The 26,207-nt window shown below is 72.9% G+C and carries 21 protein-coding genes and 1 riboswitch; of the genes, 17 read left to right on the forward strand and 4 right to left on the reverse strand.

Annotated features, from left to right (window positions below):
* Window positions 1-161: 161 nt before the first annotated feature.
* Window positions 162-566 (forward strand): VOC family protein, encoded by a 405-nt coding sequence (locus ACWD10_RS27335; protein ID WP_451095517.1) that lies wholly within the window; start codon window positions 162-164, stop codon window positions 564-566.
* Window positions 567-594: 28 nt separating this feature from the next.
* Here the strand turns inward: ACWD10_RS27335 and ACWD10_RS27340 are convergent, their stop codons facing one another.
* Entirely contained in the window at window positions 595-2,082 is a 1,488-nt protein-coding gene (locus tag ACWD10_RS27340; RefSeq protein WP_451095519.1) for a hypothetical protein, read from the reverse strand.
* 650 nt (window positions 2,083-2,732) lie between these two features.
* On the opposite strand from ACWD10_RS27340, the gene ACWD10_RS27345 reads away from it, so the two are divergent.
* The gene (locus ACWD10_RS27345) at window positions 2,733-3,860 is read left to right on the forward strand and encodes an alpha/beta hydrolase (protein WP_451095521.1); all 1,128 of its coding nucleotides are present in this window, start codon (window positions 2,733-2,735) and stop codon (window positions 3,858-3,860) included.
* A gap of 106 nt (window positions 3,861-3,966) precedes the next feature.
* Here ACWD10_RS27345 and ACWD10_RS27350 read toward each other — a convergent pair whose 3' ends face one another.
* Window positions 3,967-4,656, reverse strand: coding sequence for a class II aldolase/adducin family protein (locus tag ACWD10_RS27350; RefSeq protein ID WP_451095523.1), 690 nt, complete (start codon window positions 4,654-4,656; stop codon window positions 3,967-3,969).
* 162 nt (window positions 4,657-4,818) lie between these two features.
* On the opposite strand from ACWD10_RS27350, the gene ACWD10_RS27355 reads away from it, so the two are divergent.
* The 9 genes from ACWD10_RS27355 (at window position 4,819) to cobI (ending at window position 18,164) form a co-directional block, all read left to right on the forward strand.
* Complete coding sequence (locus ACWD10_RS27355) at window positions 4,819-6,123, forward strand: anion permease (protein WP_451095525.1); 1,305 nt, start codon at window positions 4,819-4,821, stop codon at window positions 6,121-6,123.
* 60 nt (window positions 6,124-6,183) lie between these two features.
* On the forward strand, window positions 6,184-6,405 hold the full coding sequence (locus ACWD10_RS27360; RefSeq protein WP_451095609.1) for a hypothetical protein: 222 nt from the start codon (window positions 6,184-6,186) through the stop codon (window positions 6,403-6,405).
* Window positions 6,406-6,573: 168 nt separating this feature from the next.
* Window positions 6,574-6,669, forward strand: a riboswitch (cobalamin riboswitch).
* Between the two features lie 144 nt (window positions 6,670-6,813).
* Window positions 6,814-7,887: a cobalamin biosynthesis protein gene (locus tag ACWD10_RS27365; protein WP_451095527.1), complete on the forward strand. Its 1,074-nt coding sequence runs from the start codon at window positions 6,814-6,816 to the stop codon at window positions 7,885-7,887.
* On the forward strand, window positions 7,884-9,413 hold the full coding sequence (locus ACWD10_RS27370) for a cobyric acid synthase (RefSeq protein ID WP_451095529.1): 1,530 nt from the start codon (window positions 7,884-7,886) through the stop codon (window positions 9,411-9,413). Before ACWD10_RS27365 ends, ACWD10_RS27370 begins: the two co-directional genes overlap by 4 nt.
* Window positions 9,413-13,063 carry a cobaltochelatase subunit CobN gene (gene cobN / locus ACWD10_RS27375; protein ID WP_451095531.1) on the forward strand — a complete coding sequence of 1,217 codons (3,651 nt, stop codon included), beginning with the start codon at window positions 9,413-9,415 and terminating at the stop codon, window positions 13,061-13,063. Before ACWD10_RS27370 ends, cobN begins: the two co-directional genes overlap by 1 nt.
* Before the next feature lie 103 nt (window positions 13,064-13,166).
* Complete coding sequence (locus ACWD10_RS27380; protein ID WP_451095533.1) at window positions 13,167-15,329, forward strand: putative cobaltochelatase; 2,163 nt, start codon at window positions 13,167-13,169, stop codon at window positions 15,327-15,329.
* Entirely contained in the window at window positions 15,329-15,937 is a 609-nt protein-coding gene (cobO, locus tag ACWD10_RS27385; protein ID WP_451095535.1) for a cob(I)yrinic acid a,c-diamide adenosyltransferase, read from the forward strand. The genes ACWD10_RS27380 and cobO overlap by 1 nt, the downstream gene beginning before the upstream one ends.
* 5 nt (window positions 15,938-15,942) lie before the next feature.
* The gene (locus ACWD10_RS27390; protein ID WP_451095537.1) at window positions 15,943-17,403 is read left to right on the forward strand and encodes a cobyrinate a,c-diamide synthase; all 1,461 of its coding nucleotides are present in this window, start codon (window positions 15,943-15,945) and stop codon (window positions 17,401-17,403) included.
* Window positions 17,400-18,164, forward strand: a complete 765-nt coding sequence (gene cobI / locus ACWD10_RS27395) for a precorrin-2 C(20)-methyltransferase (protein WP_451095539.1) — start codon at window positions 17,400-17,402, stop codon at window positions 18,162-18,164. The genes ACWD10_RS27390 and cobI overlap by 4 nt, the downstream gene beginning before the upstream one ends.
* Before the next feature lie 20 nt (window positions 18,165-18,184).
* Here the strand turns inward: cobI and ACWD10_RS27400 are convergent, their stop codons facing one another.
* Window positions 18,185-18,916 (reverse strand): ZIP family metal transporter, encoded by a 732-nt coding sequence (locus tag ACWD10_RS27400; RefSeq protein ID WP_451095541.1) that lies wholly within the window; start codon window positions 18,914-18,916, stop codon window positions 18,185-18,187.
* A gap of 114 nt (window positions 18,917-19,030) precedes the next feature.
* Between ACWD10_RS27400 and cobM the strand changes: the two genes are divergently transcribed.
* The 6 genes from cobM to cobC are packed head-to-tail and all read left to right on the forward strand — an operon-like array spanning window position 19,031 to window position 25,723.
* The gene (cobM, locus tag ACWD10_RS27405) at window positions 19,031-19,894 is read left to right on the forward strand and encodes a precorrin-4 C(11)-methyltransferase (RefSeq protein WP_451095543.1); all 864 of its coding nucleotides are present in this window, start codon (window positions 19,031-19,033) and stop codon (window positions 19,892-19,894) included.
* Window positions 19,891-21,198, forward strand: coding sequence for a precorrin-6y C5,15-methyltransferase (decarboxylating) subunit CbiE (gene cbiE / locus ACWD10_RS27410; protein ID WP_451095545.1), 1,308 nt, complete (start codon window positions 19,891-19,893; stop codon window positions 21,196-21,198). Before cobM ends, cbiE begins: the two co-directional genes overlap by 4 nt.
* Window positions 21,195-23,015 carry a precorrin-3B C(17)-methyltransferase gene (gene cobJ / locus ACWD10_RS27415; protein WP_451095547.1) on the forward strand — a complete coding sequence of 607 codons (1,821 nt, stop codon included), beginning with the start codon at window positions 21,195-21,197 and terminating at the stop codon, window positions 23,013-23,015. The genes cbiE and cobJ overlap by 4 nt, the downstream gene beginning before the upstream one ends.
* Window positions 23,012-23,659, forward strand: a complete 648-nt coding sequence (locus tag ACWD10_RS27420; protein ID WP_451095549.1) for a precorrin-8X methylmutase — start codon at window positions 23,012-23,014, stop codon at window positions 23,657-23,659. Before cobJ ends, ACWD10_RS27420 begins: the two co-directional genes overlap by 4 nt.
* On the forward strand, window positions 23,656-24,606 hold the full coding sequence (locus tag ACWD10_RS27425; RefSeq protein ID WP_451095551.1) for a sirohydrochlorin chelatase: 951 nt from the start codon (window positions 23,656-23,658) through the stop codon (window positions 24,604-24,606). Before ACWD10_RS27420 ends, ACWD10_RS27425 begins: the two co-directional genes overlap by 4 nt.
* Complete coding sequence (gene cobC, locus ACWD10_RS27430; protein WP_451095611.1) at window positions 24,590-25,723, forward strand: Rv2231c family pyridoxal phosphate-dependent protein CobC; 1,134 nt, start codon at window positions 24,590-24,592, stop codon at window positions 25,721-25,723. The genes ACWD10_RS27425 and cobC overlap by 17 nt, the downstream gene beginning before the upstream one ends.
* On the opposite strand, the gene ACWD10_RS27435 is transcribed toward cobC, so the two are convergent.
* Window positions 25,690-26,118, reverse strand: coding sequence for a globin domain-containing protein (locus tag ACWD10_RS27435; protein WP_451095553.1), 429 nt, complete (start codon window positions 26,116-26,118; stop codon window positions 25,690-25,692). The genes cobC and ACWD10_RS27435 overlap by 34 nt on opposite strands.
* Window positions 26,119-26,207: the final 89 nt, after the last annotated feature.

Below are 26,207 nucleotides of genomic sequence, written 5' to 3' on the forward strand. Positions count from 1 at the left end.
GGCCCGGGTACGCGGGTCCCTCGTTCGGCCTCGTGCCCCAGGAGCGGTTCCAGGGGCTCCTGGCGGATCCGTGCGTCCGGCACGTCGGGTGATTGTCAGTGGGCGCTGTCAGACTTCAAGTACGGGCTCGGGAACGACGCGCAGAAGAATGAGGGAGTGACATGACTGACGCACCGACCATCTGCCCGACGCTGAGCTACACGGACGCCAAGGCGGCCATCCGCCAGCTCACCGAGGGCTTCGGCTTCACCGAGAACGCGGTGTACGAGAGCGAGGACGGCAAGATCGTCCACGCCGAACTCGGCTTCGGGAACGGCGTGGTGATGCTCGGCTCCCGGGGCCAAGGGGGCGTGTTCGAGAGTGCCCTCCGCGACTCGGGGCCGGTGGGGATCTACGTCCAGGTGCCGGACGTGGACGCGCACCACAAGCACACGATGGAGCACGGCATCGAGGTCCTCATGCCGCCCACCGACCAGGACTACGGCTCCCGGGACTACATAGCCCGGGACCTGGAGGGGAACGTCTGGGGCTTCGGGACGTACGCACCGGGCGGCGCGAGCTCGTAGCCGCCGGGTCCCGTCGGCGGGACGTCGGTCAGGCGCCGCCCGTGTGGACCTGGAAGGCCGCCCGGCGGACCGCCTTGGCCAGGGCCGGGTCCGGGTGGGCCGCGGCCAGGGCGACCAGGACCTGCACGGTGCGGGGGTGGCCGACCGCGCGTACCTCCTGGAGCAGCGCGGGCACCGTGCCCTGCACCGCCGAGTCGAGGTGGCGGACGAGCAGATCGGACTCGCCGTGGTCCGCGACGGCCGCGGCCGTGTCGATCCAGAGCCAGGTGGACTCCTCGCGGGAGAGCGCCGTGTGCACGTCCTCCGGGTCGGTGCCCTCCTGCTCGGCCAGCCACATCAGGGCGTACGGGCGCAGCACGGTCTCGTCGGCGGCGGCCCGCACGTCGGGCTCGGCCGGGGCGCCGACCACGCGCAGCGCCTCGAAGGCCAGGCCGCGCAGCAGGGCGTCGTCGCCGCGGGCGGTGTCGAGGAGTTCGGTGACGGCGCTGCCGACGGGGCGGGCGGCCAGCCAGGCGCGGTACTCGGCGCGGGCGGCGTTCGGGCGCAGTCGGGCGCAGCCGCGGAGCATCTCCTCGGCGGAGTGCTCGATGTGCCCGGCGGGGCTCTGGGCGGCGACGATGATCTGCTCCAGCTTGACCCAGACCGCCCAGCTGCCCAGCGGGGTGAGCGTCGCCTGCCGCGCGTCCAGGGTCAGCGCGCCGACCGCGGCGAGCGCCTCGAGCGCCCAGTCGAGCAGCGGGGTCAGGGGGGTGGCGGTGTGGTCCGCCTCGCCTACGGGCTCGGGCTGCGGGCCGAAGGGGATCTCACAGCGCTCGTCGCGGAGCTCGGTGACCCGCTGCTCCAGGAGGTCGAGCAGCTGCGACACCGGGACCGGCCCCGCGGAGAGCTGGAGCAGCGACAACAACTGCGGTACGGCCTCGACGACTTCGGCCACCGCGGCGGGGGCGAGCGCGGCCGGGGCGGGGTGCACCAACGACCAGGCATCGAACAGGGCGACCCAGCCCCGCAACACGGCCGAGTCGTCCCGGTCCCACGCACGCAGCCGCCATCCGGGCCGTGCGGTGCCACCGTGCACCTCGACGAGCCCGGCGAGGCGTGCGGTGTCCCAGTCCGCCCGCACCTGACCTGGGGTCAACCCCAGGTCGGCGGCAGCCTGTTCGGCAGCCTCGGCGGAGAGCATTCCGCCTGGGCCGGGGCGCAGGGCGGTGCCGGGCGTGGCTTCGGAGCCGCCTCCGCGCGCGCCCCCGGCGCCGGTCGACTTGTACCTCCCAGGCGCGGCGGCCCCCTTGGGCCCGGTCGGCTGCGCGCAGACCGTTTCGGCCCAGCGGGCGATACGGGCCGCGTCGGCCAGGCCCTCGCGGGCCATCCGGGCCAGGACGGCGGGCGCGGGCGTGCCCTCTGGTGGGCGCGGCGCGGGGCGCCTGCTGCGCCGCTCGGTCGCCGCGCGGGGAGCGGTGGCGAGCGTGCGGGGGCGGACAAGTCGCAGTCTGGAGTCGCGCGGGGTACGGGACGTCACGGGGGCAGTCTCCACGTTGGGCGCTCGAAAGCCCAAACGGAAGAGAGCGAGGGCGGATTCGCGGGGGACGGCGGCCCGGTGCCCGGAGGGGGAGGCGAGTTGTCGGGGGTGGAAACGGAAGGTGGTGGAAGGAAGACGGCGGGAGGAAGGCGGTAGGGGAAGGGGAGGCGGTAGGGGAAGGGGAAGGCGGTGAAGGAAGAGGAAAGCGGCGCGGACAGGGGTGGGAGAGATCAGGGGCAGGCCGAAGGGGGCTCAGGGTGCGGGTGCGGGTGCGGGGGTGGAACGTGGGTCGTCGGGGGTTGTGGGCACACGGCGTGCCGACGGTACGCGGTAGCAAACACCGCGCCCTGTTGAGGCCACCGGCGGCGTCCCCGTCGCGCCACAGCCCCGTACCGGACAAGTCGCACCGCAGCCCCGTACCGGACGAGCTGCCGGACGGGCAGCACACGACAGGCAACGCCGTTCGTCCGTATTCGACCGCCGGGACCGCTCTGCCCCTACCGAGCGGAGGGCGGCGCACGCCGGCGAGCACGGCACGTCCGACGTTTGCCGACGCGTACATCCAGGCGACGCGTACATCCAAGCAAGGCCCCGCGCAAGTCGGGCCGGTGTGACTGGCCGGTGCGGCGTGGGGCGTTGACACTGAAGCAATGCGACCCGTGAACGTGACCGTCGCCGCCGTTACGGCCGCGCTGGGCACCGGGGCCGCCGCTGTCGCGGCCGGCCGGTACGCCAGTGCCGCCGCTCTGAAGGTTGCCCCGGGGCGGCCGCTGCCCTCGGATCCGAGGCTCACCGTGCACGGCACCGCCGCGGGGCAGGTCACCCTGACGCGTGCGCTCGCCACGCTGCGCCCCGGCATGTACGGCCTGAGCGGCGACGGCTGCCACGCCGTCGTCGGGCCGGTTCTGGAGGGACCGCCGCCCACGCCCGACACCGTGGTGCGCCGTCTGGAGCGGGTCACCCATGGTGCGCTCGCCGCCGGGGCGCGGGTGTGGCTGACGCCCCAGGTGTACGTCGGCAATCCGCGGGACGCGCTCGGCCTCGACCATGCGGACGTGGACATTCCGGGGGAGCTCGGCGGGCTTCCGGGCTGGTTCGTGCCGGCCGGGCGGGGCACCTGGGTGATCGCGGTGCACGGGCTCGGCACCACCCGCGAGCACCCCATGGTCGTCATGGACTTTCTGCACCGGCAGCGCGTTCCGGTGCTCTCCCTGGCCTACCGGGGCGACCTGGGCGCTCCGCCCTCCCCCGACGGGCTCGGGCACCTGGGCGACAGCGAGTGGCGTGACCTGGACGCGGCCATCCGGTACGCCTTGCGGTACGGCGCCGAACAGGTCGTCCTCTACGGCTGGTCGACCGGCGGCGCCATGGCGCTGCACGCCGCCGCGCACTCGGCGGTGCGGGAGCGGATCGCGGGGCTCGTGCTCGACTCCCCGGTGCTCGACTGGGAGGCGACGCTGCGGGCGCTCGCCAAGGCCCGGCGCACGCCCACGGCGCTGCTGCCGCTCACGGTGCGCGCGGCCCAGGGGCGGGCCGGGCTGCGCGGCGACCGGCTCGCCGAGGCGGCCGAGACGGCGGCCCGCACGATCCCGACGCTGCTGTTCCACGGCCCGGACGACACCCTCGCCCCCTGGACCCCGTCCCGGCGCCTCGCCTCGCGCCATCCGCGCCTGGTCACGCTGCACACGGTGCCCGGGGCGCCGCACGCCGCCATGTGGAACGCGGACCCGGTGACGTACGAGGAGACGCTGCGGAGGTTCCTCACACCGTTGATGTAGGGCTATGGGCGATAGGTGCAGGGCGATGGGTTAGGCGATAGGCGATATAGGCGTGCGTGCCGGTTTCTTCCTCATGCTCGCCCCTTCCCAAGCGCCGGACGGACCGTTATCGCTGCCCGTACCCCTTCAATTGCTCCGCCACTTCCGCCAGCTGATCCAGGGACAGCAGGCTCGGGGTGCGGCCCGGGAGAGACGCCGCGGTGAGCCAGAGGTGGCACATCCACTCCAGTTGGGCGGTGCGGTCGTAGGCCTGGTCGAGGGTGCTGCCGTACGTGACGGTGCCGTGGTTCTGGAGCAGGCAGCCGGTGCGGCCGTCCAGGGCGCGGAGCATGTTGTCGGCCAGTTCGTCCGTTCCGTACAGGGCGTACGGGGCGACGCGTACCGGGCCGCCGAGAGCCGCCGTCATGTAGTGGATCGAGGGCAGCTCCTCCACCAGGGTCGAGACGGCCGTCGCGTGCACGGCGTGGGTATGGACCACGGCGGCCGTGTCCCCTGCGCCCGCGTCCGTGTTCCGGTAGACGGCCAGGTGCAGGGGCAGTTCGCTGGTCGGCTTCAGGGTGCCGAGGACCTGGTGGCCGTCCAGGTCGACGGCGACCGTGTCGTCGGGGCCGAGCCGGTCGTACGGGACGCCGCTCGGGGTGATCAGGATCAGTTCACCGACCCGTACCGAGACATTGCCCGAGGTGCCGACGACCAGGCCTTCCGAGGCCGTCCGGCGGGCGGTGGCGACGAGTTCCGCCCAGGCCGCGTCCAGATTCCGCGGCGCGGCCGTTCCACTGACTTCCCTGTCATTCATGGCGCGATCCTGCCAGGGCCGGGCCTGCGGACGCGGGCCCTCCGGATGCTGCCCCGGGACCCCTCCGCGTAGGACACCCCCCATCTCGCCGCAGTTCACTTTCCGTTCACTCAGGTTGCCTACGTTCCAACAGCCACTGACGTCCAGAGATTGCCTGGGTAAATGGAACACATCACACTGCTGCTCGCGATTGTGATCGTGACAGCGCTCGTGTTCGATTTCACGAACGGTTTCCACGACACCGCCAACGCGATGGCCACGACCATCTCGACCGGGGCGCTCAAGCCCAAGGTGGCGGTGGCCATGTCCGCCGTACTGAACCTGGTCGGAGCGTTCCTCTCCGTCGAGGTCGCCAAGACGATCTCCAGTGGACTGGTCAGAGAAGACGGCATCCAGCCCGAAGTGATCTTCGCGGCCCTGGTCGGTGCCATCCTCTGGAACCTGCTGACCTGGCTGGTCGGCCTGCCGTCCAGCTCCTCGCACGCCCTCATGGGCGGTCTGATCGGCGCCACCATCGCCTCCATCGGACTCAGCGGCGTCAACGGCGGCGTCGTCGTGACCAAGGTGCTCATCCCCGCGATCGCCGCCCCGCTGGTTGCGGGTCTCGCCGCGATGCTGGCCACACGGGTCACGTACAAGGCAGGCAAGAACGTCGGTGAGAAGTCCTCCGCGAAGGGCTACCGCGCCGGACAGATCGCCTCCGCCGGTCTCGTCTCGCTCGCGCACGGCACCAACGACGCGCAGAAGACCATGGGCATCATCACGCTGGCGCTCGTCGCGGGCGGCGCCCTCGCGCCCGGTTCCAACCCGCCGGTGTGGGTCATCGTTTCGGCCGGTCTGGCCATCGCGCTCGGTACCTACCTGGGCGGCTGGCGGATCATCCGCACCATGGGCAAGGGCCTCACCGACCTGGAGCCGCAGCAGGGCTTCGCCGCCCAGACCTCGGCCGCCACGGTCATCCTGGCCTCCTCGAACCTGGGCTTCTCGCTCTCCACCACGCACTCCTGCTCCGGCGCCGTGATGGGCGCGGGCCTCGGCCGCAAGGGCGGCGTGGTCCGCTGGTCGACCGCGACGCGGATGTTCGTCGCCTGGGGCCTGACGCTCCCGGCCGCCGGTCTGGTCGCCGCGCTCGCCGAGTTCGTGGCCCGGCAGGGTGACTGGGGCATCGCGGCCGTCGCGATCCTGCTCGTCGCCTCCTGCACCGTGATCTGGTTCGTCTCCCGGCGTCAGGTCGTCAACCACACCAACGTCGTCGCGGACGACGTCAACGACACCGCGGCACCCGCCGCGGACGACGAGCCCGCGGGCGTCGTGACCACGGCCATCGCCGCGGTCGCCCCGCCGGCCCCGGCCGGTGCGGCGACGGCCACGGACTCCGCCGACGAGACCGCCGCCAGCATCCCGGCTCCCGCCGAGCCCCCCGCCTCCGAGTCCACGCGGACCGCGGGCGCGACCGCGGCCGTCTGAGACCTGAGACCTGAGATCTCCGAGACCGAAGAACACTGAAGGCTAAGGACGTAGAAAATGATCAGCATCGAGTGGGGTGCGCTCGGCTCCGTCTTCGGTGTCAGCCTGGTGGCGACCGTGGCCCTGGTGGGCCTGTTCACCCTGGGCATCGCCGGGCTCTCCAAGCAGGAGGCGGCCGCCTCCGAGGGCGGCTCCGCGCCGCTCGCGCGCACGGGTGCGTACCTCTGCTTCGCGCTGTGCACCGCCGCGGTGGCGTACGGCATTTACCTCATCGTCGTCTGACGATCCAGCTGTCACAGCGTCACCTTCCGCCCCGTGGGCGGGCCTTCACCGGCCCTCCGCGGGGCGGTTCGCTGTGGGGCTCGGCACACTCCTCCGTCGCAGGTCAACGACGAGTTGACGGGCGTTCGCGGGCGTGGTGGACTTCCGGAGCCAATACGGCGTGATGGAGAGGAAGCCGGTGCGAATCCGGCGCGGTCCCGCCACTGTCACCGGGGTTCGGTAGCACGCACAACGCACAGCCCGAGCCCGGGGAGCCAGGAACTCCCAACGCCGTTCACGTCGAACCAGGGCGCGGACCCTGAGTGAGGACACACATCGTCATGCGCGGCTGCCGCTCAGCTGTCTCCGGTACCTCCCGTACGGCCAGTACCCCCAGTACGTCCAGTACCTCCAGCACGGACTGAACTCGTGCGTGCCGATCGCGTCTTCGCGTACGGCGCCGCCGCCGGCCTCCTCGGCGACCTGCTCTTCGGCGATCCCCGCCGCGGGCACCCGGTCGCCGCGTTCGGCCGTGCCGCGGGCGCCGTCGAGCGTGTGCTCCGGCGTGACCACCGGGGTGCCGGTGCCCTGCACACCGCCGTGTGCGTGGGCGGCGCCGCCGGGGCCGCCGCGCTCGCCTCTTCTCTCGTACGCCGCTCCCCCGCCGCCTCCGTCACGCTGACGGCCGCCGCGACCTGGGCCGTGGTCGGCGGGACTTCGCTCGGACGCGAGGCGCGGGCCATCGGTGCCGCGCTCGACGCCGGGGATCTGGCGGGGGCCCGCGCGCGGTTGCCCCACTTGTGCGGCCGTGACCCGCAGGCCCTCGACGCGGACGGGATCGCCCGGGCCGTCGTCGAGTCCGTCGCCGAGAACACGTCCGATGCGGTTGTGGGGGCGTTGGTGTGGGGCGCCGTTGGGGGTATGCCCGGGCTGGTCGCCTTCCGGGCGGTGAACACGTTGGACGCGATGGTGGGGCACAAGTCGGTTCGGTACCGGCGGTTCGGGTGGGCCTCGGCTCGGCTCGACGACGTTGCGGGGTGGCCGGGGGCGCGGCTCACGGCTGTGCTTGCGGCGGTTGCCGGGGGTTCCCCGCGCGGCGCGCTGCGCGCGTGGCGTCGGGATGCGGGGCGGCATCCCAGCCCCAACGCCGGGCCCGTCGAGGCGGCGTTTGCCGGGGCGTTGGGCGTACGGCTCGGGGGGACGCTGTCGTACGGGGGGCGGGTGGAGCATCGGCCGGTGCTGAACGGCTCCGCCGGGCGGGAGGTCGAAGTGGCCGATGTGGAACGTGCCGTTCGGCTTTCGCGGCGGGTCAGTTGGCTTGCCCTGGGCGTGTCCGTACTCGCGCGGTCGGGGTGGGCGTCGACGAGACGGTGCCCTGAGCCGGGGGTTGTGCCCACCCTTCCCCAAGCTCTCAACTCCGTTCGAGCAGGGGAGACCCCACTCGCCCTGCGGAACGTATGCCCACAACGGTCAGAGCGGTCACAACGGAGGCGTACCCCATGAGTGGTGGACTGCTGATTGCCGGGACGACCTCCGATGCCGGGAAGAGTGTCGTCACCGCCGGGATCTGTCGGTGGCTGGCGCGCAAGGGCGTGGCCGTCGCGCCGTTCAAGGCGCAGAACATGTCGCTGAATTCGTTCGTGACCCGGGAAGGTGCCGAGATCGGGCGGGCCCAGGCCATGCAGGCGCAGGCCGCCGGGGTCGAGCCGACCGCGCTGATGAACCCCGTACTGCTCAAGCCCGGGAGCGACCGCAGCAGTCAGGTCGTGCTCATGGGCAGGCCCGTGGGCGAGATGAGTGCGCGCGGCTACCACGGCGGACGCCAAGAGGCGTTGCTCGGGACCGTGGTGGAGTGTCTTGACGAGCTTCGGGGCACGTATGACGCGGTGATTTGTGAAGGGGCCGGGAGCCCGGCCGAGATCAATCTGCGGCGTACCGACATCGTGAACATGGGGATCGCCCGGGCCTCCGGGTTCCCCGTCCTTGTCGTCGGCGACATCGATCGCGGTGGGGTCTTCGCTTCCTTCTTCGGGACCACCGCGCTGCTCTCCCGCGAGGACCAGTCGCTCGTCGCCGGGTATCTCGTCAACAAGTTCCGCGGCGATGTGTCCCTGCTCGAACCCGGGCTCGACATGCTGGAGCGGATCACCGGGCGGCGGACGTACGGTGTCCTGCCGTACGCGCACGGGCTCGGTATCGACGAGGAGGACGGGCTGCACGTGTCCCTGCGCGGGGCCGTGCGGGAGTCCGTCGTCGCGCCGCCGGTCGGCGAGGACGTGCTGCGCGTGGCCGTGTGCGCCGTGCCCCTCATGTCCAACTTCACCGATGTGGACGCGCTTGCCGCCGAGCCGGGCGTGGTCGTGCGGTTCGTCGACCGGGCCGAGGAGCTCGTCGACGCCGACCTCGTGGTGGTGCCCGGAACGCGCGGCACCGTCAAGGCACTTGCGTGGCTGCGCGAGCGCGGCCTCGCCGACGCCCTGGCCCGGCGCGCCGCCGAGGGGCGGCCGGTGCTCGGGATCTGCGGCGGGTTCCAGGTGCTCGGGGAGCACATCGAGGACGAGGTCGAGTCCCGCGCCGGGGCCGTGGACGCGCTCGGACTGCTGCCCGTGCGCGTACGGTTCGCGGCCGAGAAAACACTCGCCCGGCCCACCGGGCAGGCCCTGGGCGAGAACGTCGAGGGATACGAGATCCACCACGGCGTCGCCCACGTCACCGGCGGCGAGACGTTCATCTCCGATGACGAAGGACACCGCCTCGAGGGCTGCCGGGTCGGCCAGACCTGGGGCACCCACTGGCACGGCTCGCTGGAGTCCGATGGCTTCCGGCGGGCGTTTCTGCGGGAGGTGGCACGGGCCGCGGGACGGCGGTTCGTGCCCGCTCCCGACACGTCGTTCGGCGCGCTGCGCGAGGAGCAGCTCGACCGGCTCGGCGATCTGATCGAAGAACACGCGGACACCGACGCACTGTTGCGCCTCATCGAGACCGGGGCTCCGTCCGGTCTCCCGTTCATTGCTCCGGGGGCACCCTGATGACCGTTCTGCTTCTGTCCACCGCCGACACGGATCTGCTCGCGGCGCGGGCGTCCGGCGCGCCCTACCGGATCGGCAACCCGACCCGGGTCGACGTCACCGAGGAGCTGCCCGGGCTCATCGACGGCGCCGACCTGGCCGTGGTCCGGCTCCTCGGCGGCAAGCGCGCCTGGGAGGACGGGCTCGCCGCACTCAAGGCGTCCGGCGTCCCGACCGTGCTGCTCGGCGGCGAGGCCGTGCCCGACGCGGAGTTGATGGCCGAGTCGTCCGTGCCCGCCGGGGTCGTCGCCGAAGCACTGCGCTATCTCGTCGAGGGCGGGCCCGGAAACCTCGCCGAGCTGGAGGCGTTCCTCTCCGACACGGTGCTGCTCACCGGGCGCGGCTTCGCCGAGCCGCAGCAGATGCCCGGGTACGGCGTGCACGGCGAGCGGCCGGTGGTCGAGGGCCGGCCGACCGTGGGCGTGCTGTTCTACCGGGCGCACGAGCTGTCCGGGAACACCGCCTTCGTCGACACGCTCTGCGACGCGATCGAGGCGCACGGCGCCAACGCCCTTCCCGTGTACTGCGGTTCGCTGCGCGGCGCGGACCCCGCGCTGTACGAGCTGATCGGGCGGGCGGACGCGCTCGTCGCCACCGTGCTCGCGGCCGGGGGCGCGCACGCCTCCGACGCCAGCGCCGGAGGGGACGAGGAGGCATGGGACGTCGGCGCGCTCGCCGAGCTGAACATCCCGGTCCTGCAGGGGCTCTGCCTCACCTCGTCGCGCGGGGCCTGGGAGGAGTCGGACGCCGCCCTGACCCCCATGGACGCGGCGATGCAGGTCGCGATCCCCGAGTTCGACGGGCGTCTCATCACGGTGCCGTTCTCCTTCAAGGAGCAGGGCCCCGACGACGTACCCGTCTACAAGGCCGATCCGGAGCGGGCGTCGCGGGTCGCCGGAATCGCCGTGCGGCACGCCCGCCTGCGGCACAAGCCCAACGCCGAGAAGCGGCTCGGGATCGTGTTCACCGCGTACCCGACGAAGCACTCGCGGGTCGGCAATGCGGTCGGGCTCGACACCCCCGCCTCGGCGGTACGGGTGCTCGACGCGCTGCGCGAGGCCGGGTACGGCGTCAACGGCTACCCGGCGGGCGGCGACGAGCTGATCCACCGGCTGATCGAGGCCGGGGGCCACGACGTGGAGTGGCTGACCGAGGAGCAGTTGGCGGCCGCGCCCGCGCGGGTGCCGCTCGCGGACTACCGGGCCTGGTTCGAGAAGCTCGACCCGGAGCTGCGGGACGCGATGACCGAGGCGTGGGGCGAGCCGCCGGGTTCGCTGTACGTCGATGGCGAGGACATCGTGCTCGCCTCGCTGCAGTTCGGGAATGTCGTCGTGATGATCCAGCCGCCGCGCGGCTTCGGCGAGAACCCGATCGCGATCTACCACGACCCGGACATGCCGCCTTCTCACCACTACATGGCGGCGTACCGGTGGCTGGAGAACACTTTCGGTGCGGACGCCGTCGTGCACATGGGCAAGCACGGCACGATGGAGTGGCTGCCCGGCAAGGGACTTGGGCTGAGCGGCAGCTGTGCCCCGGACGCGGTCCTGGGCGATCTGCCGCTGATCTACCCCTTCATCGTCAACGACCCGGGCGAGGGCACGCAGGCCAAGCGGCGCGGGCACGCCACCGTCGTGGACCACCTGGTGCCGCCGATGGCCCGCGCGGACACGTACGGCGACCTGGCGAAGCTGGAGCAGCTCCTCGACGAGTACGCCCTCGTCTCCGACCTGGACCCGGCCAAGGCTCCGGCCGTGCGCGCCCAGATCTGGACCCTCGTCAAGGCCGCCGAGCTCCACCATGACCTGCACGTCGACGAGCAGCCGGACGACGAGGAGTTCGACGAGTTCGTGATGCACATCGACGGCTACCTGTGCGAGATCAAGGACGTGCAGATCCGCGACGGGCTGCACATTCTCGGCGGCGGCCCGGTGGGCGAGCCACGCGTGAACCTGGTGCTGGCCGTGCTGCGCGCCTCGCAGGTGTGGGGCGGCGCCGCGCACGCGCTGCCGGGCCTACGGGCCGCGCTCGCCGAACACTTCGGGCTCGACGAGAAGGAACTGCTCGCCGAGCCGGGTACGGCCGTGAAGGTGCCGGTCGAGCTGACCGACCTGGTCGAGGGGCCGTCCCGGACCGGGTCCGATGCGATCGACCTCCTGGAGCAGCTGTGCCGGAGGCTCGCGGAGGGCATGGAGGAGCGCGGCTGGGAGCTGGCGGCGGTGCGTCCGCTGGTACGGGACGTGGTGGGCGTCGAACTTCCGCCCGCCGTGGCCGTGTTGGGCTTCGCGTGCGAGGAGGTCGTGCCGCGGCTCGCCCGTACGACGGACGAGATCGGGCACATTCTGCGCGCCCTGGACGGCGGCTATGTTCCGGCGGGCCCGTCGGGCTCCCCCACGCGCGGCCTGGTGAATGTCCTGCCGACCGGGCGGAACTTCTATTCCGTCGACCCCAAGGCCATTCCCTCGCGGCTGAGCTGGGAGGTCGGGCAGGCGCTCGCGGACTCGCTCGTGGCGCGGTATCTGGCGGACACCGGGGAGTATCCGAAGTCGGTCGGCCTGACCGTGTGGGGCACCTCCGCCATGCGCACCCAGGGCGACGACATCGCGGAGATCCTGGCGCTGCTCGGCTGCCGCCCGGTGTGGGACGACGCCTCGCGGCGCGTCACCGGGTTCGAGATCGTGCCGCTGGAGGAACTGGGGCGGCCCCGGATCGATGTGACGGTGCGCATCTCCGGGTTCTTCCGGGACGCGTTCCCGCATGTGGTGGGGCTCATCGACGACGCGGTACGGGCGGTGGCCGAGCTCGACGAGCCGGGTGAGTCCAACTACGTACGGGCGCATGTGGACGAGGACGCAGCCCAGCACGGGGACCGGCGGCGCGCCACGGCACGGATCTTCGGATCCAAGCCGGGGGCTTATGGCGCTGGTCTGCTGCCCTTGATCGACGCCCGCAACTGGCGTTCCGACGCTGATCTCGCCGAGGTGTACGCGGTGTGGGGCGGCTACGCGTACGGGCGTGGGCTCGACGGGCGGGCCGCGCGCGGGGACATGGAGACGGCGTTCCGGCGGATCGCGGTCGCGGCGAAGAACGTCGATACGCGGGAACACGACCTGGTGGACGCCGACGACTACTTCCAGTACCACGGTGGCATGGTCGCCATGGTGCGGCATCTGACCGGGGCGTCCCCCGAGGCGTACGTCGGTGACTCCGCCTCACCGGAGCAGGTCAAGACGCGGACGCTCGGCGAGGAGACGCACCGCGTTTTCCGGGCCCGGGTGGTCAATCCGCGGTGGATGAGCGCGATGCGGCGGCATGGCTACAAGGGCGCGTTCGAGATGGCCGCGACCGTGGACTATCTGTTCGGGTACGACGCCACGGCGGGCGTGGTCGACGACTGGATGTACGAGAAGCTCAGCGCCGAGTACGTGTTCTCGCCGGAGAACCGGGAGTTCATGAAGAAGTCCAACCCGTGGGCTCTTCGGGGGATTACCGAGCGGCTGCTCGAGGCTGCGGATCGGGGGCTTTGGGCGGAGCCGGATGCGGAGACGCTGGAGCGGCTTCGGGCTCAGTATCTGGAGCTGGAAGGGGAGTTGGAGGGGGATGGCGAGTGAGGCGCTTTTTCTTCCCCGGTCCCGCCCCTTCCCGTAACTGGGGGCTCCGCCCCCGGACCCCCGCTCCTCAAACGCCGGAGGGGCTGACAACGGAGGTCATCCTGTGAGTGCCGCCCCCTACCCCTTCACCGCGATCGTCGGGCAGGACGACCTTCGGCTCGCGCTCGCATTGAATGCCGTGTCGCCCGCCGTCGGCGGTGTCCTCGTACGCGGTGAGAAAGGGACCGCGAAGTCCACTGCCGTGCGGGCGCTTTCGGCGCTGTTGCCTGCGGTTGATGTCGTTGCCGGGTGCCGGTTCTCGTGTGACCCGGCGGCGCCCGATCCGGCGTGCCCGGACGGGCCGCACGACGACGCCGGGCGCGGGCAACGGCCTTCCCGCATGGTCGAGTTGCCCGTCGGGGCGTCCGAGGACCGGCTTGTGGGGGCGCTCGACATCGAGCGGGCGCTCTCCGAGGGTGTGAAGGCGTTCGAGCCAGGGCTGCTCGCCGAGGCGCATCGCGGGATTCTGTACGTCGACGAGGTCAATCTGCTCCATGACCACTTGGTCGACCTGCTGCTCGACGCGGCCGCCATGGGTGCCTCGTACGTGGAGCGCGAGGGTGTGTCCGTGCGGCATGCCGCGCGTTTTCTGCTCGTCGGGACCATGAACCCCGAAGAGGGTGAACTGCGGCCGCAGTTGCTCGACCGGTTCGGGCTCACCGTCGAGGTCGCGGCCTCGCGGGAGCCGGATCAGCGCGTCGAGGTGGTACGGCGGCGGCTCGCGTACGACGACGCGCCCGAGGAGTTCGCGGGGCGCTGGGCCGAGGACGAGGCCGCGCTGCGGCAGCGGATCGTGGCCGCCCGCGCACTGCTGCCGAAGGTGCGGCTCGGGGACGGTGCGCTGCGGCAGATCGCCGCGACGTGCGCCGCGTTCGAGGTCGACGGGATGCGTGCCGACCTCGTGATGGCCCGTACCGCGACCGCCCTCGCCGCGTGGGCGGGGCGCGAGGACGTACTCGCCGAGGACGTACGGCAGGCCGCGCTGCTCGCGCTTCCGCACCGCAGGCGGCGCAACCCCTTCGACGCGCCCGGGCTCGACGAGGACAAACTCGACGAGACCCTGGAGGAGTTCGGCGGGTCCGACAGCCAGAGCGACCAGGGTGACCAGAGCGACCAGGGCGGGGACGACGACCCCGAGCCCGATCCGGACGGGCCCGGTGGGGGCGGGCAGCCGCCGCAGGACGGTGACGGCAACGACGGTGGTGGTCCGGACGTTCCGTCGCAGGGCGGTGCCGCCGAACGCGCCGAGGATGACTCGGCCGACGGGGCCTCGCAGACACCGGCCGGTGGTGGCGAGCAGGCGCCCGTCGGGGCCACCGAGCCGTTCCGCACGAAGCTGTTGAGCGTGCCCGGCACGGGTACCGGTGCCGCCGGGCGGCGGTCGCGGGCGCGCACCGAGCACGGGCGGACCACCGGTGCCGTGCGACCCCGAGGGGCCCTGACGAAGCTGCACCTGGCCGCCACCGTGCAGGCCGCCGCCCCGCACCAGCACGCGCGCGGCCGCAGCGGGCCCGGGCTCGTCGTGCGCCGCGACGACCTGCGGCAGGCCAACCGGGAGGGCCGCGAGGGCAACCTCGTCCTGTTCGTCGTGGACGCCTCCGGGTCGATGGCCGCACGGCAGCGGATGAGTGCCGTGAAGGGCGCGGTCCTGTCCCTGCTGCTCGACGCCTATCAGCGGCGCGACAAGGTGGGGCTCGTGACGTTCCGCGGCAAGGCCGCCGAGGTGGCGCTTCCGCCGACGTCGTCGGTGGACACGGCCGCGGCCCGCCTTGAGCGGCTGCCGACGGGTGGGCGTACGCCGCTGGCGGCCGGGCTGCTCAAGGCGCACGAGGTGCTGCGGGTCGAGCGCCTGCGCGACCCGTCGCGGCGCGCGCTGCTCGTCGTCGTCACGGACGGGCGCGCCACCGGCGGCCAGAAAGAAGGGGCGCGAAGCGCTTCCGCAGAAGGGCGGGGGTGGGAGACGGGCGGGGCGGTGGCGCTCGCCTCGCGGGCCGCGCGGCTGCACGCCGCCGAGGGCACCGCGGCCGTCGTCGTCGACTGCGAGTCGGGGGCCGTACGCCTCGGTCTCGCCGGACAGTTGGCCGCCGACCTCGGTGCCACCGCCGTCACGCTCGACGAGCTGCGCGCCGACGCGATCGCCGGGCTCGTGAAGGACGTGCGAGAAGGCGTACGAGAAAGCGCACGCGAAGGCCGGTACAGCAGCCACCACAACAGGAGGATCGCCTGATGCCCCAGGGACAGCCCGCCGTCGTCCCGGACGACGGCCTCACCACCCGGCAGCGACGCAACCGGCCGCTCGTCGTCGTGCACACCGGCGTCGGCAAGGGCAAGTCGACGGCCGCGTTCGGGCTCGCGCTGCGCGCCTGGAACCAGGGGTGGCCGATCGGGGTGTTCCAGTTCGTCAAGTCCGCGAAGTGGAAGGTCGGCGAGGAGCGTGCGCTGCGCGTGCTCGGCGACTCGGGCGAGGGCGGCTCGGTGGCCTGGCACAAGATGGGCGAGGGGTGGTCCTGGATTCAGCGGGACGGACAGGATGACAACGCGACCAACGAGGCGAAGGCCCGGGAGGGCTGGGAGCAGGTCAAGCGGGACCTGGCCGCGGAGACGTACCGCCTGTACGTCCTGGATGAGTTCGCGTACCCGATGCACTGGGGCTGGGTGGACACCGACGAGGTCGTGTCGGTGCTCCGCGACCGGCCCGGGCAGCAGCATGTGGTGATCACCGGGCGGAACGCGCCCGCGGGTCTGGTCGACTTCGCCGACCTCGTCACCGACATGTCGAAGGTCAAGCACCCCATGGACGCGGGGCAGAAGGGGCAACGGGGCATCGAGTGGTGACGACCGTGCCCTCAGTCCCTCGTCTCGTCGTGGCCGCGCCGTCGTCCGACAGCGGCAAGACGACCGTCGCGACCGGCCTCATGGCGGCCTTCGCCGAGGCCGGGCTCGCCGTGTCCCCGCACAAGGTGGGCCCCGACTACATCGACCCCGGCTACCACGCGCTGGCGTGCGGGCGGCCGGGGCGGAACCTCGACGCGTATCTGTGCGGTACGGAGCTGATCGCGCCGCTGTTCGCGCACGGGGCGGCGGGGTGTGACCTCGCCGTGGTCGAGGGCGTCATGGGGTTGTACGACGGGGCCTCGGGGCAGGGGGAGTTGGCCTCCACGGCGCAGGTGGCGAAGCTGCTGCGGGCGCCGGTGGTGCTCGTGGTCGACGCGTCGTCGCAGTCGCGGTCGGTGGCGGCCCTGGTGCACGGCTTCGCGTCCTGGGATCCGGAGGTACGGATCGCGGGCGTGATCCTGAACAAGGTGGGCTCCGAGCGGCACGAGGAGCTGTTGCGGGAGGCGCTCGACGGGTCCGGGGTGCCGGTGCTCGGTGCGTTGCGGCGCGAGCGTCAAGTGCGGGCGCCGTCGCGGCACTTGGGGCTGGTGCCGGTGGCGGAGCGGCGGGCGGAGGCGGTGGCCTCGGTGCGGGCGTTGGCTGCGCAGGTGCGCTCGGGGTGCGACCTTGAGGCTCTGCTCGCGCTGGCGCGGAGTGCGCCGGAGCTTTCGGGTGCGGCTTGGGACCCTGCGGGGGTTCCTTTCCCCAGCCCCGCCCCTTCCCGACAGTTTCGATATGCGGCTAACGCCGCGTGGGGGGCTCCGCCCCCGGACCCCGCTCCTCAAACGCCGGAGGGGCTGGATATTCGGGGCTCGGGGTTGGACTCTCAGCCCGTCGTCGCCCTCGCCTCCGGCCCCGCGTTCACCTTCTCCTACGCCGAGCACGAGGAGCTGCTCACCGCCGCAGGCGCGGACGTCGTACGGTTCGACCCGTTGCGGGACGAGGAACTGCCGGACGGCACCGCCGGGATCGTGATCGGCGGCGGGTTCCCCGAGGTCTACGCGCCGGAGCTGTCCGCCAACGAGCCGCTGCGTAAGGCCGTCGCCGAGCTCGCCCGGTCCGGCGCGCCCGTGGCCGCCGAGTGTGCCGGGCTGCTCTACCTCGCCCGTTCCCTGGACGGACAGCCCATGTGCGGCGTGCTCGACGCCGAGGCCCGCATGGACGAGCGGCTGACTCTCGGGTACCGGGAAGCCGTCGCCGTCTCCGACAGTGTGCTCGCTCAGGCAGGCACCCGGACACGAGGGCACGAGTTCCACCGCACCGTGCTCGAACCGGCTGCGGGCCCGGAACCCGCCTGGGGGCTGCACCAGCCGCACAGGCGAACAGAAGGTTTTGTCCAGCAGGGCGTGCACGCGAGCTATCTGCACACGCACTGGGCGGCGACGCCCGGCATGGCCCGACGGTTCGTTGAAAGGTGCGCGCGATGAGCGACAGCAGGAGCGACAGCAGGCTGATCGGGGTCGGCGTGGGGCCCGGCGACCCCGAGTTGGTGACCGTGAAGGGGGTCAACGCCCTGCGCGCGGCCGACCTCGTCGTCGTACCGGTCATGGCTGCGTCTGATGGAACAGATGTGGGCGAGCCCGGCCGCGCCGAGGCGACCGTGCTGCACTACGTGCCTGAGGACAAGGTCGTACGGGTCGTCTTCGCGCTCAACGAGCGGACCGACCGGGAGCGGCGCGAGGCCGCCTGGGACGCGGCCGGGGAGCGCGTCGCCGAGCTCCTTCGCGGCCACCGTGCCGTCGCGTTCGCGACCATCGGCGACCCCAATGTGTACTCGACGTTCACGTATCTCGCGCAGACCATCGCGGAGTTGGTGCCCGGCACGGTCGTCGAGACGGTGCCCGGGATCACCGCCATGCAGGATCTCGCCGCACGCAGCGGTGCCGTGCTCACCGAGGGCACCGAGCCGCTGACGCTCGTCCCGGTGACGGCGGGCGCGGCCGTGCTCAAGGAGGCGCTCGACGGGCCCGGCACGGTCGTGGCGTACAAGTTCGGGCGGCTCGCGCACGAAGTGGCCATCGCACTGCGGGAGTCGGGGCGCACCGAGGGCGCGGTGTGGGGCTCGGCGCTCGGGCTTCCCGAGGAGTCGATCCGTCCCGCGGACGAGTTGGAGCAGGGTCCACTGCCGTATCTGTCGACGCTGATCGCACCCGCGCGGCGGGACGGCGGCCGCGGGGGCAAGTTGTGACCGCGCCGCCCCCGGCGCCTTCAGTGCGCCTCGCCCACCACCAGCCAGATGAAGGCCACCCCGGCCGTCGTGCACAGCAGCGTGGAGCACGCCGGGTGGCCGTGGTGTGCCTCCGGCAGGATCTCCGCGGCCGCGAGGTAGAGCAGTACGCCGCCGAAAAGGCCGAGATAGCCGCCGAGAAGGCCCTCGGGCAGGGTGACCAGGAGGGTGGCGGCGGCCCCGGCGACCGGGGCGGCCGCGGTGGCGAACAGCATGGTGAGCGCTTTGCCGCGGCCGTTCCCGTACAGGCTGGTGATCGTGTACGTGTTGAAGCCGTCGGCGAAGTCGTGCGCGATGACCGCGAGGGCGACCGTCAGGCCCATCGCGCCGCCCGCCTGGAAGGCCGCGCCGATCGCGAGGCCGTCCATCAGGCTGTGCACGATCATCGCCGCGGCCACCGTCAGCCCCACCTCCGGCACTCTCTCGTCGGTGCCGGGCCCGGCCTGGCGGGCCCGCCGTACCGCGAGGAGCCGCGCCACGATGTGCGCCGCGAGGAAGCCGGCGACGAACAGGAGCAGTGCCCGCGGCACCCCGTACACGTCGTGACCGGCCGCCGCCTCGATCGCCTCGGGCAGCAGGTCGAGGCCGACGACGCCGAGCATCAGGCCGCCCGCGAAGCCGAGTACGAGGTGGCGGCGGTCGGTGACGCGTCGCGCCGCCCAGCCGCCGGTGAGCGTCATCAGGAACGCGCCGAGCGCGACGAAAACCGCCATGCGCTCTTGCTAGCCCATGGCTCGGGGCGATGCACTTGCGCGTCGCCGCCGTTGCCCCCGTTGCCGTAAGCCCCCACCGAAGTGTTGTTGTACGACCCGAGAGGACCCCGACCCATGGCCGATGCCCCTGCCGACGCCACGCAAGGCAGCGAGAACGGCGACGTGACCGGCAAGGTGACCTTCGTCGGCGCCGGGCCCGGCGCCGCCGATCTGCTGACCTTCCGTGCCGCCCGCGCCATCGCCGAGGCCGATGTCGTCATCTGGGCCGCCAGCCTGGTGCAGGCCGAGGTCCTTGAGCACGCGCGCGACGGCGCCGAGATCCTCGACTCGGCGACCATGTCCCTGGAAGACGTCGTCGCCGTGTACGAGCGCGCGCACCGGGACGGCCTGCGCGTGGCCCGGATCCACTCCGGCGACCCGGCGCTGTGGGGCGGCACCCAGGAGCAGGTCGACCGGTGCCACGCGCTCGGGGTCGAGGTGGAGATCGTGCCGGGCGTGTCCGCGTTCTCGGCGGTCGCGGCGCTCGCGCAGCGGGAGTTGACGATCCCGGAGGTCGCGCAGTCCGTGATCCTGACCCGGCTCGGTGGCGGCAAGACACCGATGCCGCCGGGCGAGGAGGTGCGCGAGTTCGCCAAGCACGGCACCACGATGGCGCTGTTCCTGTCCGCGGCCCGGTCCGGGCAGCTGGTCCGTGAGCTTCTCGAGGGCGGCTATCCGACGTCGACGCCGGTCGTGATCGCGTACCAGGCGACCTGGCCGGAGGAGCTCCTTGTGCACTGCACGGTCGGGACGCTTGAGGAGACCGTCAAGGAACACAAGCTCTGGAAGCACACCCTGTTCCTGGTCGGCCCGGCCCTGTCGGCCTCCGGCACCCGCTCGCACCTGTACCACCCGGGGCACTTCCACGGGTACCGCAAGGCCGATCCTCAGGCCCGGCGCGAACTGCGCGCGGAACGCTCCCGAGGTGGCACGGCGTGATCAGCGTCATCGGTACGGGGACGGGCGCGCCGCCCGACGCGGCCTCGCTGCGGAAGCTGGACGCGGCCACGCTGGTGGTGGGCGGGCGGCGGCATCTGGACGCCGCGGCCGAACTGTCCACGCGGGTGCGGCAGGTCGAGCAGGTGATCCTCGGGCCGCTCGCACCCGCCCTCGACACGATCGAGAAGCATCTGGCCGAGGACGGCCGGGCAGGCGACTTTCCGCATGTGGTCGTGCTCGCCTCCGGTGACCCCGGGTTCTTCGGGATCGTACGGGTGCTCGCGGAGCGTTTCGGAGCGGAAGCTCTGGAGGTACGGCCGGGGGTGTCGTCGGTGGCGACGGCGTTCGCGCGGGCCGGGCTTCCGTGGGACGACGCGGCCGTGGTCAGCGCCCACGGCCGGGATCTGCGGACCGCCGTCAACGTGTGCCGCGCCCACCCCAAGGTGGCCGTGCTCACCGGCCCCGGCGCGGGCCCCGCCGAGCTCGGCGCCGAACTGGTGCACCGGGCCGCGCACCGCACCCTCGTCGTCGCCACCGCGCTCGGCGACCCGGAGGCGGAGCGGATCGAGCGGGTCGGCGCCGCCGAGGCCGCGCACCGCGACTGGGGCAGCGCCGTGAGTGTGGTGCTCTGCCTGGACGAGTCCCGGGCGCTCTCGCCGGTGCGCACGATCGCCGGTCCGGGGACCGGTCCGGCGGAATGGGCCCTGGACGAGGGCGAGTTCGCCCACCGCGACTCCATGATCACCAAGTTCGAGGTACGGGCGCTCGCGCTCGCGAAGATGGGGCCGCGCCTCGGTGACCTGATCTGGGACGTGGGCGCCGGGTGCGGCTCGGTCGCGGTGGAGTGCGCCCGGTTCGGCGCGGCCGCGGTCGCCGTGGAGAAGACCGCCGACGGGATCGAACGGATCCGGGCGAACGCGATGGCCCACGGGGTCGACGTACGGCCCGTGCACGGGGCCGCGCCGACGGTCCTGTCCCATCTCGCGGACCCGGACGCGGTGTTCATCGGCGGTGGGGGGCGCGAGCTGCCCGACATCGTGAAGGCCTGCGCACGGCGGACCCGGCGCACGGTGGTCGTCGCCCTGGCCGCGCTCGACCGGGTGCCGCAGGTGCGGGCGGCGCTCGCGGAGTCCGGTTACGACTGCGACGGCGTCCTGCTCCAGTCCTCGCGGCTCGCGCCGCTGCCGGGGGACGTGACGCGGCTCGCCGCGACGAATCCCGTGTTTCTGCTGTGGGGGGACCGGTCCCCCGTGGCCCCCTCGTCCACTACCCCAACTTCCCCGAATGAAGGAGCAGTTCAGTGATCGGCCTGATTTCCGCCACGGCGGCGGGGGCGCGTGCGCGTGCCCGGCTCGAGGAGGCGTGGCCCTCTCGGGTCCGGGTGTACGACGGCCCGGTGGGCGACGCCGTGCGGCGGGCCTTCGGGGAGTGCGAGCAGGTGGTGTGCTTCCTCGCGACGGGTGCCGTCGTACGGCTCGTCGCGCCGCTGCTCGGGGACAAGGCGTCCGACCCCGGGGTGGTCTGCGTCGACGAGGCTTCGCGGTTCGCGGTGGCGCTGCTCGGCGGGCACGAAGGTGGCGCGAACGCGCTGGCCGTCGAGGTTGCCGAGGTGCTCGGCGGGCAGGCGGTGGTCACGACCGCGACCGACTCCGTCGGGGTTCCGGGGTTGGACACCCTGGGCCTGCCCGTGGAGGGGGATGTTGCCGGGGTTTCCCGGGCCCTGCTCGACGGCGTCGAGGTGGCTCTGCACATGGACGTGCCGTATCCGTTGCCCGCCTTGCCGTCGAACGTTCGGTGCCCTGAGCCGGGGGTTGTGCCCACCCGTGCCGCCCTGCGGCACGACTGCCCACAACAGTCAGCAGCACAGCGACCGCACGCGGAGGAGCCGGAGCAGCAGGGACAGCCGGTGATCCGGGTCAGCGACTTGGCGCTCTCCCCCGGCAACAGCGAAGTCGTCCTCCGCCCCCCGTCCCTCGTCATCGGCGTAGGCGCCAGCAAGGGCGCCCCCGTGGACGAGGTGCTCGGGCTCGTACGCGACGCGCTCGCCGACGCCGGGCTCTCCCCCGCCTCCATCTGCGAGCTCGCCACCGTCGACGCCAAGGCCGACGAGGCCGGGATCGTCGGGGCCGCCGAGGCGCTCGGGGTGCCGCTCGTGACCTATGGCGCCGAGGAGTTGGCGGGCGTCGACGTGCCGAATCCGTCGGAAGCGCCGCGCGAGGCCGTCGGTACGCCCTCCGTGGCCGAGGCCGCCGCGCTCGTACGGGGCGGGGAACTGGTCGTACCCAAGCGGAAGTCGGCGCCGGAGGGGCGCGCCGCGATGGCGACCTGTGCCGTGGTGCGGCGGGGGCCGCGGGGGCGGCTTGCCGTGGTGGGCCTTGGACCCGGTGCGCGGGATCTGGTGACGCCGCGGGCGAAGGAAGAGCTGCGGCGGGCCTCCGTACTCGTCGGGCTCGATCAGTACGTGGACCAGATCCGGGATCTGCTGCGGCCCGGCACCAAGGTCCTGGAGTCGGGGCTCGGGGCCGAGGAGGAGCGGGCTCGTACCGCCGTCGAGGAGGCCCGGAAGGGGCAGGCCGTCGCCCTCATCGGGAGCGGTGACGCGGGTGTTTACGCCATGGCTTCGCCCGCGCTCGCCGAGGCGAGCGACGACATCGACGTGGTCGGGGTGCCGGGCGTGACCGCCGCGCTCGCGGCCGGGGCGATCCTCGGGGCGCCACTCGGTCACGACCACGTGTCGATCAGCCTCTCCGACCTGCACACGCCGTGGGAGGTGATCGAGCGCCGGGTCCGGGCGGCCGCCGCATCGGACCTCGTGGTCACGTTCTACAATCCGCGTTCGCGCGGCCGGGACTGGCAGCTGCCCAAGGCGCTCGGCATCCTCGCCGAGCACCGGACGCCGCACACCCCGGTCGGTGTGGTGCGCAACGCCTCGCGCGTGGACGAGAGTGCGCGCCTGACGACCCTCGGCACGCTCGACCCGGCGACCGTCGACATGATGACCGTCGTCACCGTCGGCAACACCGCGACCCGCGAGATCGCGGGCCGTATGGTCACGCCGCGCGGCTACCGCTGGCAGGACGGCACGAACGGGACGAACGGGACGAGAGGAGCCGATCAGTGACGACGCGGATCGTCCATCCCATAGAGCAGGAGTCGTTCCGGCGCCTTCGGGCCCGGCTCGACACCGCGCACTTCCCGCCGCTGACCCGGGCGGTGGTCGAGCGGGTCATCCACTCGGCGGCCGACCTGGAGTACGCCACCGACCTCGTGACCGACGAGGACGCGCTCGTACGGGCGCACAAGGCGCTGCACGCGGGCGCGCCGGTCGTCGTGGACGTCGAGATGGTGGCCGCGGGCATCACCCGGCGCGAGACCGTGTGCCGCCTGGCCGACGCCAGGTCGGGTCCGGATCTGACGCGTTCGGCGCACGCGATGCGGCTCGCGTACGAGCAGGTCGGGCCCGGCGCGCTGTGGGTGATCGGCTGCGCGCCGACCGCCCTGGAGGAGCTGCTCACGCTGGACGCCGCGCCCGCGCTGGTGATCGGCCTGCCGGTGGGCTTCGTCGGCGCCGCCGAGAGCAAGGCGGCGTTGCGCGAGAGCGGGCTTCCCGCCGTCAGCAATGTGTCCGAGAAGGGCGGCAGCGCGGTCGCGGCCGCGGCCCTCAACGCCCTTCTGTACCACGACACTTCCGACCCCTTGTACTACCCCGACCACGCCGGACACCCCGGCCACCCCGGCCACCCGACTTCCGAGGAGAAACTGTGACCACCCCTCCGGCCCTGCTGATCGCGGGCCATGGCACCCGGGACGACGCAGGCGCCGAGGCCTTCCGCGACTTCGTGCGCGAGCTGGGCCGGCGCCACCCCGAACTGCCCGTCGCCGGCGGCTTCATCGAGCTGTCGCCGCCACCGCTCGGCGAGGCGGTCACGGAGCTCGTGGAGCGGGGCGTGACCCGGTTCGCGGCCGTGCCGCTGATGCTGGTCTCCGCCGGGCACGCCAAGGGCGACATTCCGGCGGCCCTCGCGCGCGAGAAGGAGCGGCACCCCGGTGTTTCGTACACCTACGGCCGTCCGCTCGGCCCGCACCCGGAGCTCCTGAAGGTCCTTGAGCGGCGGCTCGACGACGCGCTCAGCGCCGTCGACGGACCGAACCGCTCCCCCGAGGACCGTGCCGATGTGACCGTGCTGCTCGTGGGCCGGGGCTCGACGGATCCGGACGCGAACGCCGAGGTCCACAAGGCGGCCCGGCTGCTGTGGGAGGGCCGCGGGTACGCGGGCGTGGAGACGGCGTTCGTGTCGCTCGCCGCGCCGGATGTGCCGAGCGGGCTCGACCGGTGCGCGAAGCTCGGCGCGAAGCGGATCGTGGTCCTGCCGTACTTCCTGTTCACCGGCATCCTGCCGGACCGGGTGAAGCAGCAGACCGCGGGCTGGGCGGCCGCGCACCCGGACATCGAGGTGCGCTCGGCCGAGGTCATCGGCCCGGAGCCGGAGTTGCTCGACCTGGTGATGGAGCGCTACCGCGAGGCCGTCAAGGGCGATCTGCGGATGAACTGCGACTCGTGCGTGTACCGGATCGCGCTGCCCGGCTTCGAGGACAAGGTGGGCCTGCCGCAGCAGCCGCACTTCCACCCGGACGACGACGGCCACCACCACGGCCACGGACATGGCCACAGTCACGGCCACCACCACGGCGACCATGCCCACGCCCGCTGAGACGGAAGCCGAGACGGGAGCCGCGCACGACCTGCGTCATCACGGTGACGCGGAGGTGCGGGGGGCCTTTGGCGCGGGCCTGATCGATCTCGCGGTCAATGTGCGGGCCGATACGCCGCCCGCCTGGCTGCGGGAGCGCATCGCCGGATCGCTCACCTCCCTCGCCGCGTACCCCGACGGGACGGCGGCGCGGGAGGCGGTGGCCCGGCGGCACGGCGTCGCGCCGGAGCGGGTGCTGCTCACGGCCGGGGCGGCGGAGGCGTTCGTGCTGCTCGCGCGTGCGCTGCCGGTACGCCGTGCGGTGGTGGTGCACCCGCAGTTCACGGAGCCGGAGGCGGCGCTGCGGGACGCGGGGCACACCGTGGAGCGGGTGCTCCTTCGCGCGGCGGACGGCTTCCGGCTCGATCCGGCGGCGGTGCCCGAGGACGCGGACCTGGTGGTGCTCGGCAACCCGACCAACCCCACCTCGGTCCTGCACCCCGCGGCACTCATCGCTCAACTGGCCCGCCCCGGGCGCACGTTGGTCGTCGACGAGGCCTTCATGGACGCGGTGCCCGGCGAGCGCGAGGCCCTCGCGGGCCGCACGGACCTGCCCGGCCTGGTGGTGCTTCGCAGCCTCACCAAGACGTGGGGCCTCGCGGGGCTCCGTATCGGCTACGTACTCGCCGCACCGGAGACGATCGCGGCCTTGGAGCGCGCACAGCCGCTGTGGCCGGTCTCGACGCCCGCGCTGTGCGCGGCGGAGGCGTGCATGACGCCGGACGCACTCGCGGAGGCGGAGGCGGCGGCGGTGCGGATCGCGGCGGACCGGGAGCATCTGCTCGCGGGCCTCGCGGAGTTCGAGGGGGTGCGGGCGGTGCCGGGGGCACAGGGCCCGTTCGTCCTGATCCGTCTCGACGGTGCGGACGAGGTGCGGGAGCGGCTGCGGTCGCTCGGCTTCGCGGCCCGGCGCGGCGATACGTTCCCGGGGCTCGGCCCGCAGTGGCTGCGGCTCGCGGTACGGGGCCGGGGGACCACGGGGCGGTTCCTGGGGGCGCTGCGGCGGGCGTTGGGCCTGGCGGGGGCGGTGGACGGCTCGTCCGCCTACGCTGACCGGGCCTCCCGCTCCGCCCCGTAGTCGACCGCGCCCGCGAGCGCCTCGGCCCGTAGCGCCCCCACCGCCGCACCGATCGCCGTCACGCAGTACCGGTCCACGCCGCAGGCGAGAAGGGCCGCCACCAGGTGGCCGACGAGGAGGTCGAAGGCGTACGCCGGGACGCCGAGCAGCTGGTGGGCCGGGTGCAGGGTGTGCCCGGGGTACGGGGCGGGGGCGCCGACGGCCCGGGCGACGAAGGCCCGCTGGTGCTCCAGGAGCACCAGCGGGTCGGCAGCGGGGTCGGCGGCCGCGAAGTGGGCCGCCAGGTCGGTCAACGCGTCGTCGGACCGGACGCGTTCGGAGAACTCGTCCGCGACCCGGGCCACGGTGGCCGCCCCGCCGATGCGCTCGTAGAGCGTCTGCGTCGACTGGTCCATGACAGCCGACGGTAATTCCGGAAGGCTCCATTCAGAACACGTGTTCAGAACATCTGTCCGAAAGCCTCACAGGAACGACCTGGCGGGGC

The sequence above is a fragment of the Streptomyces sp. NPDC002851 genome (assembly GCF_053591935.1).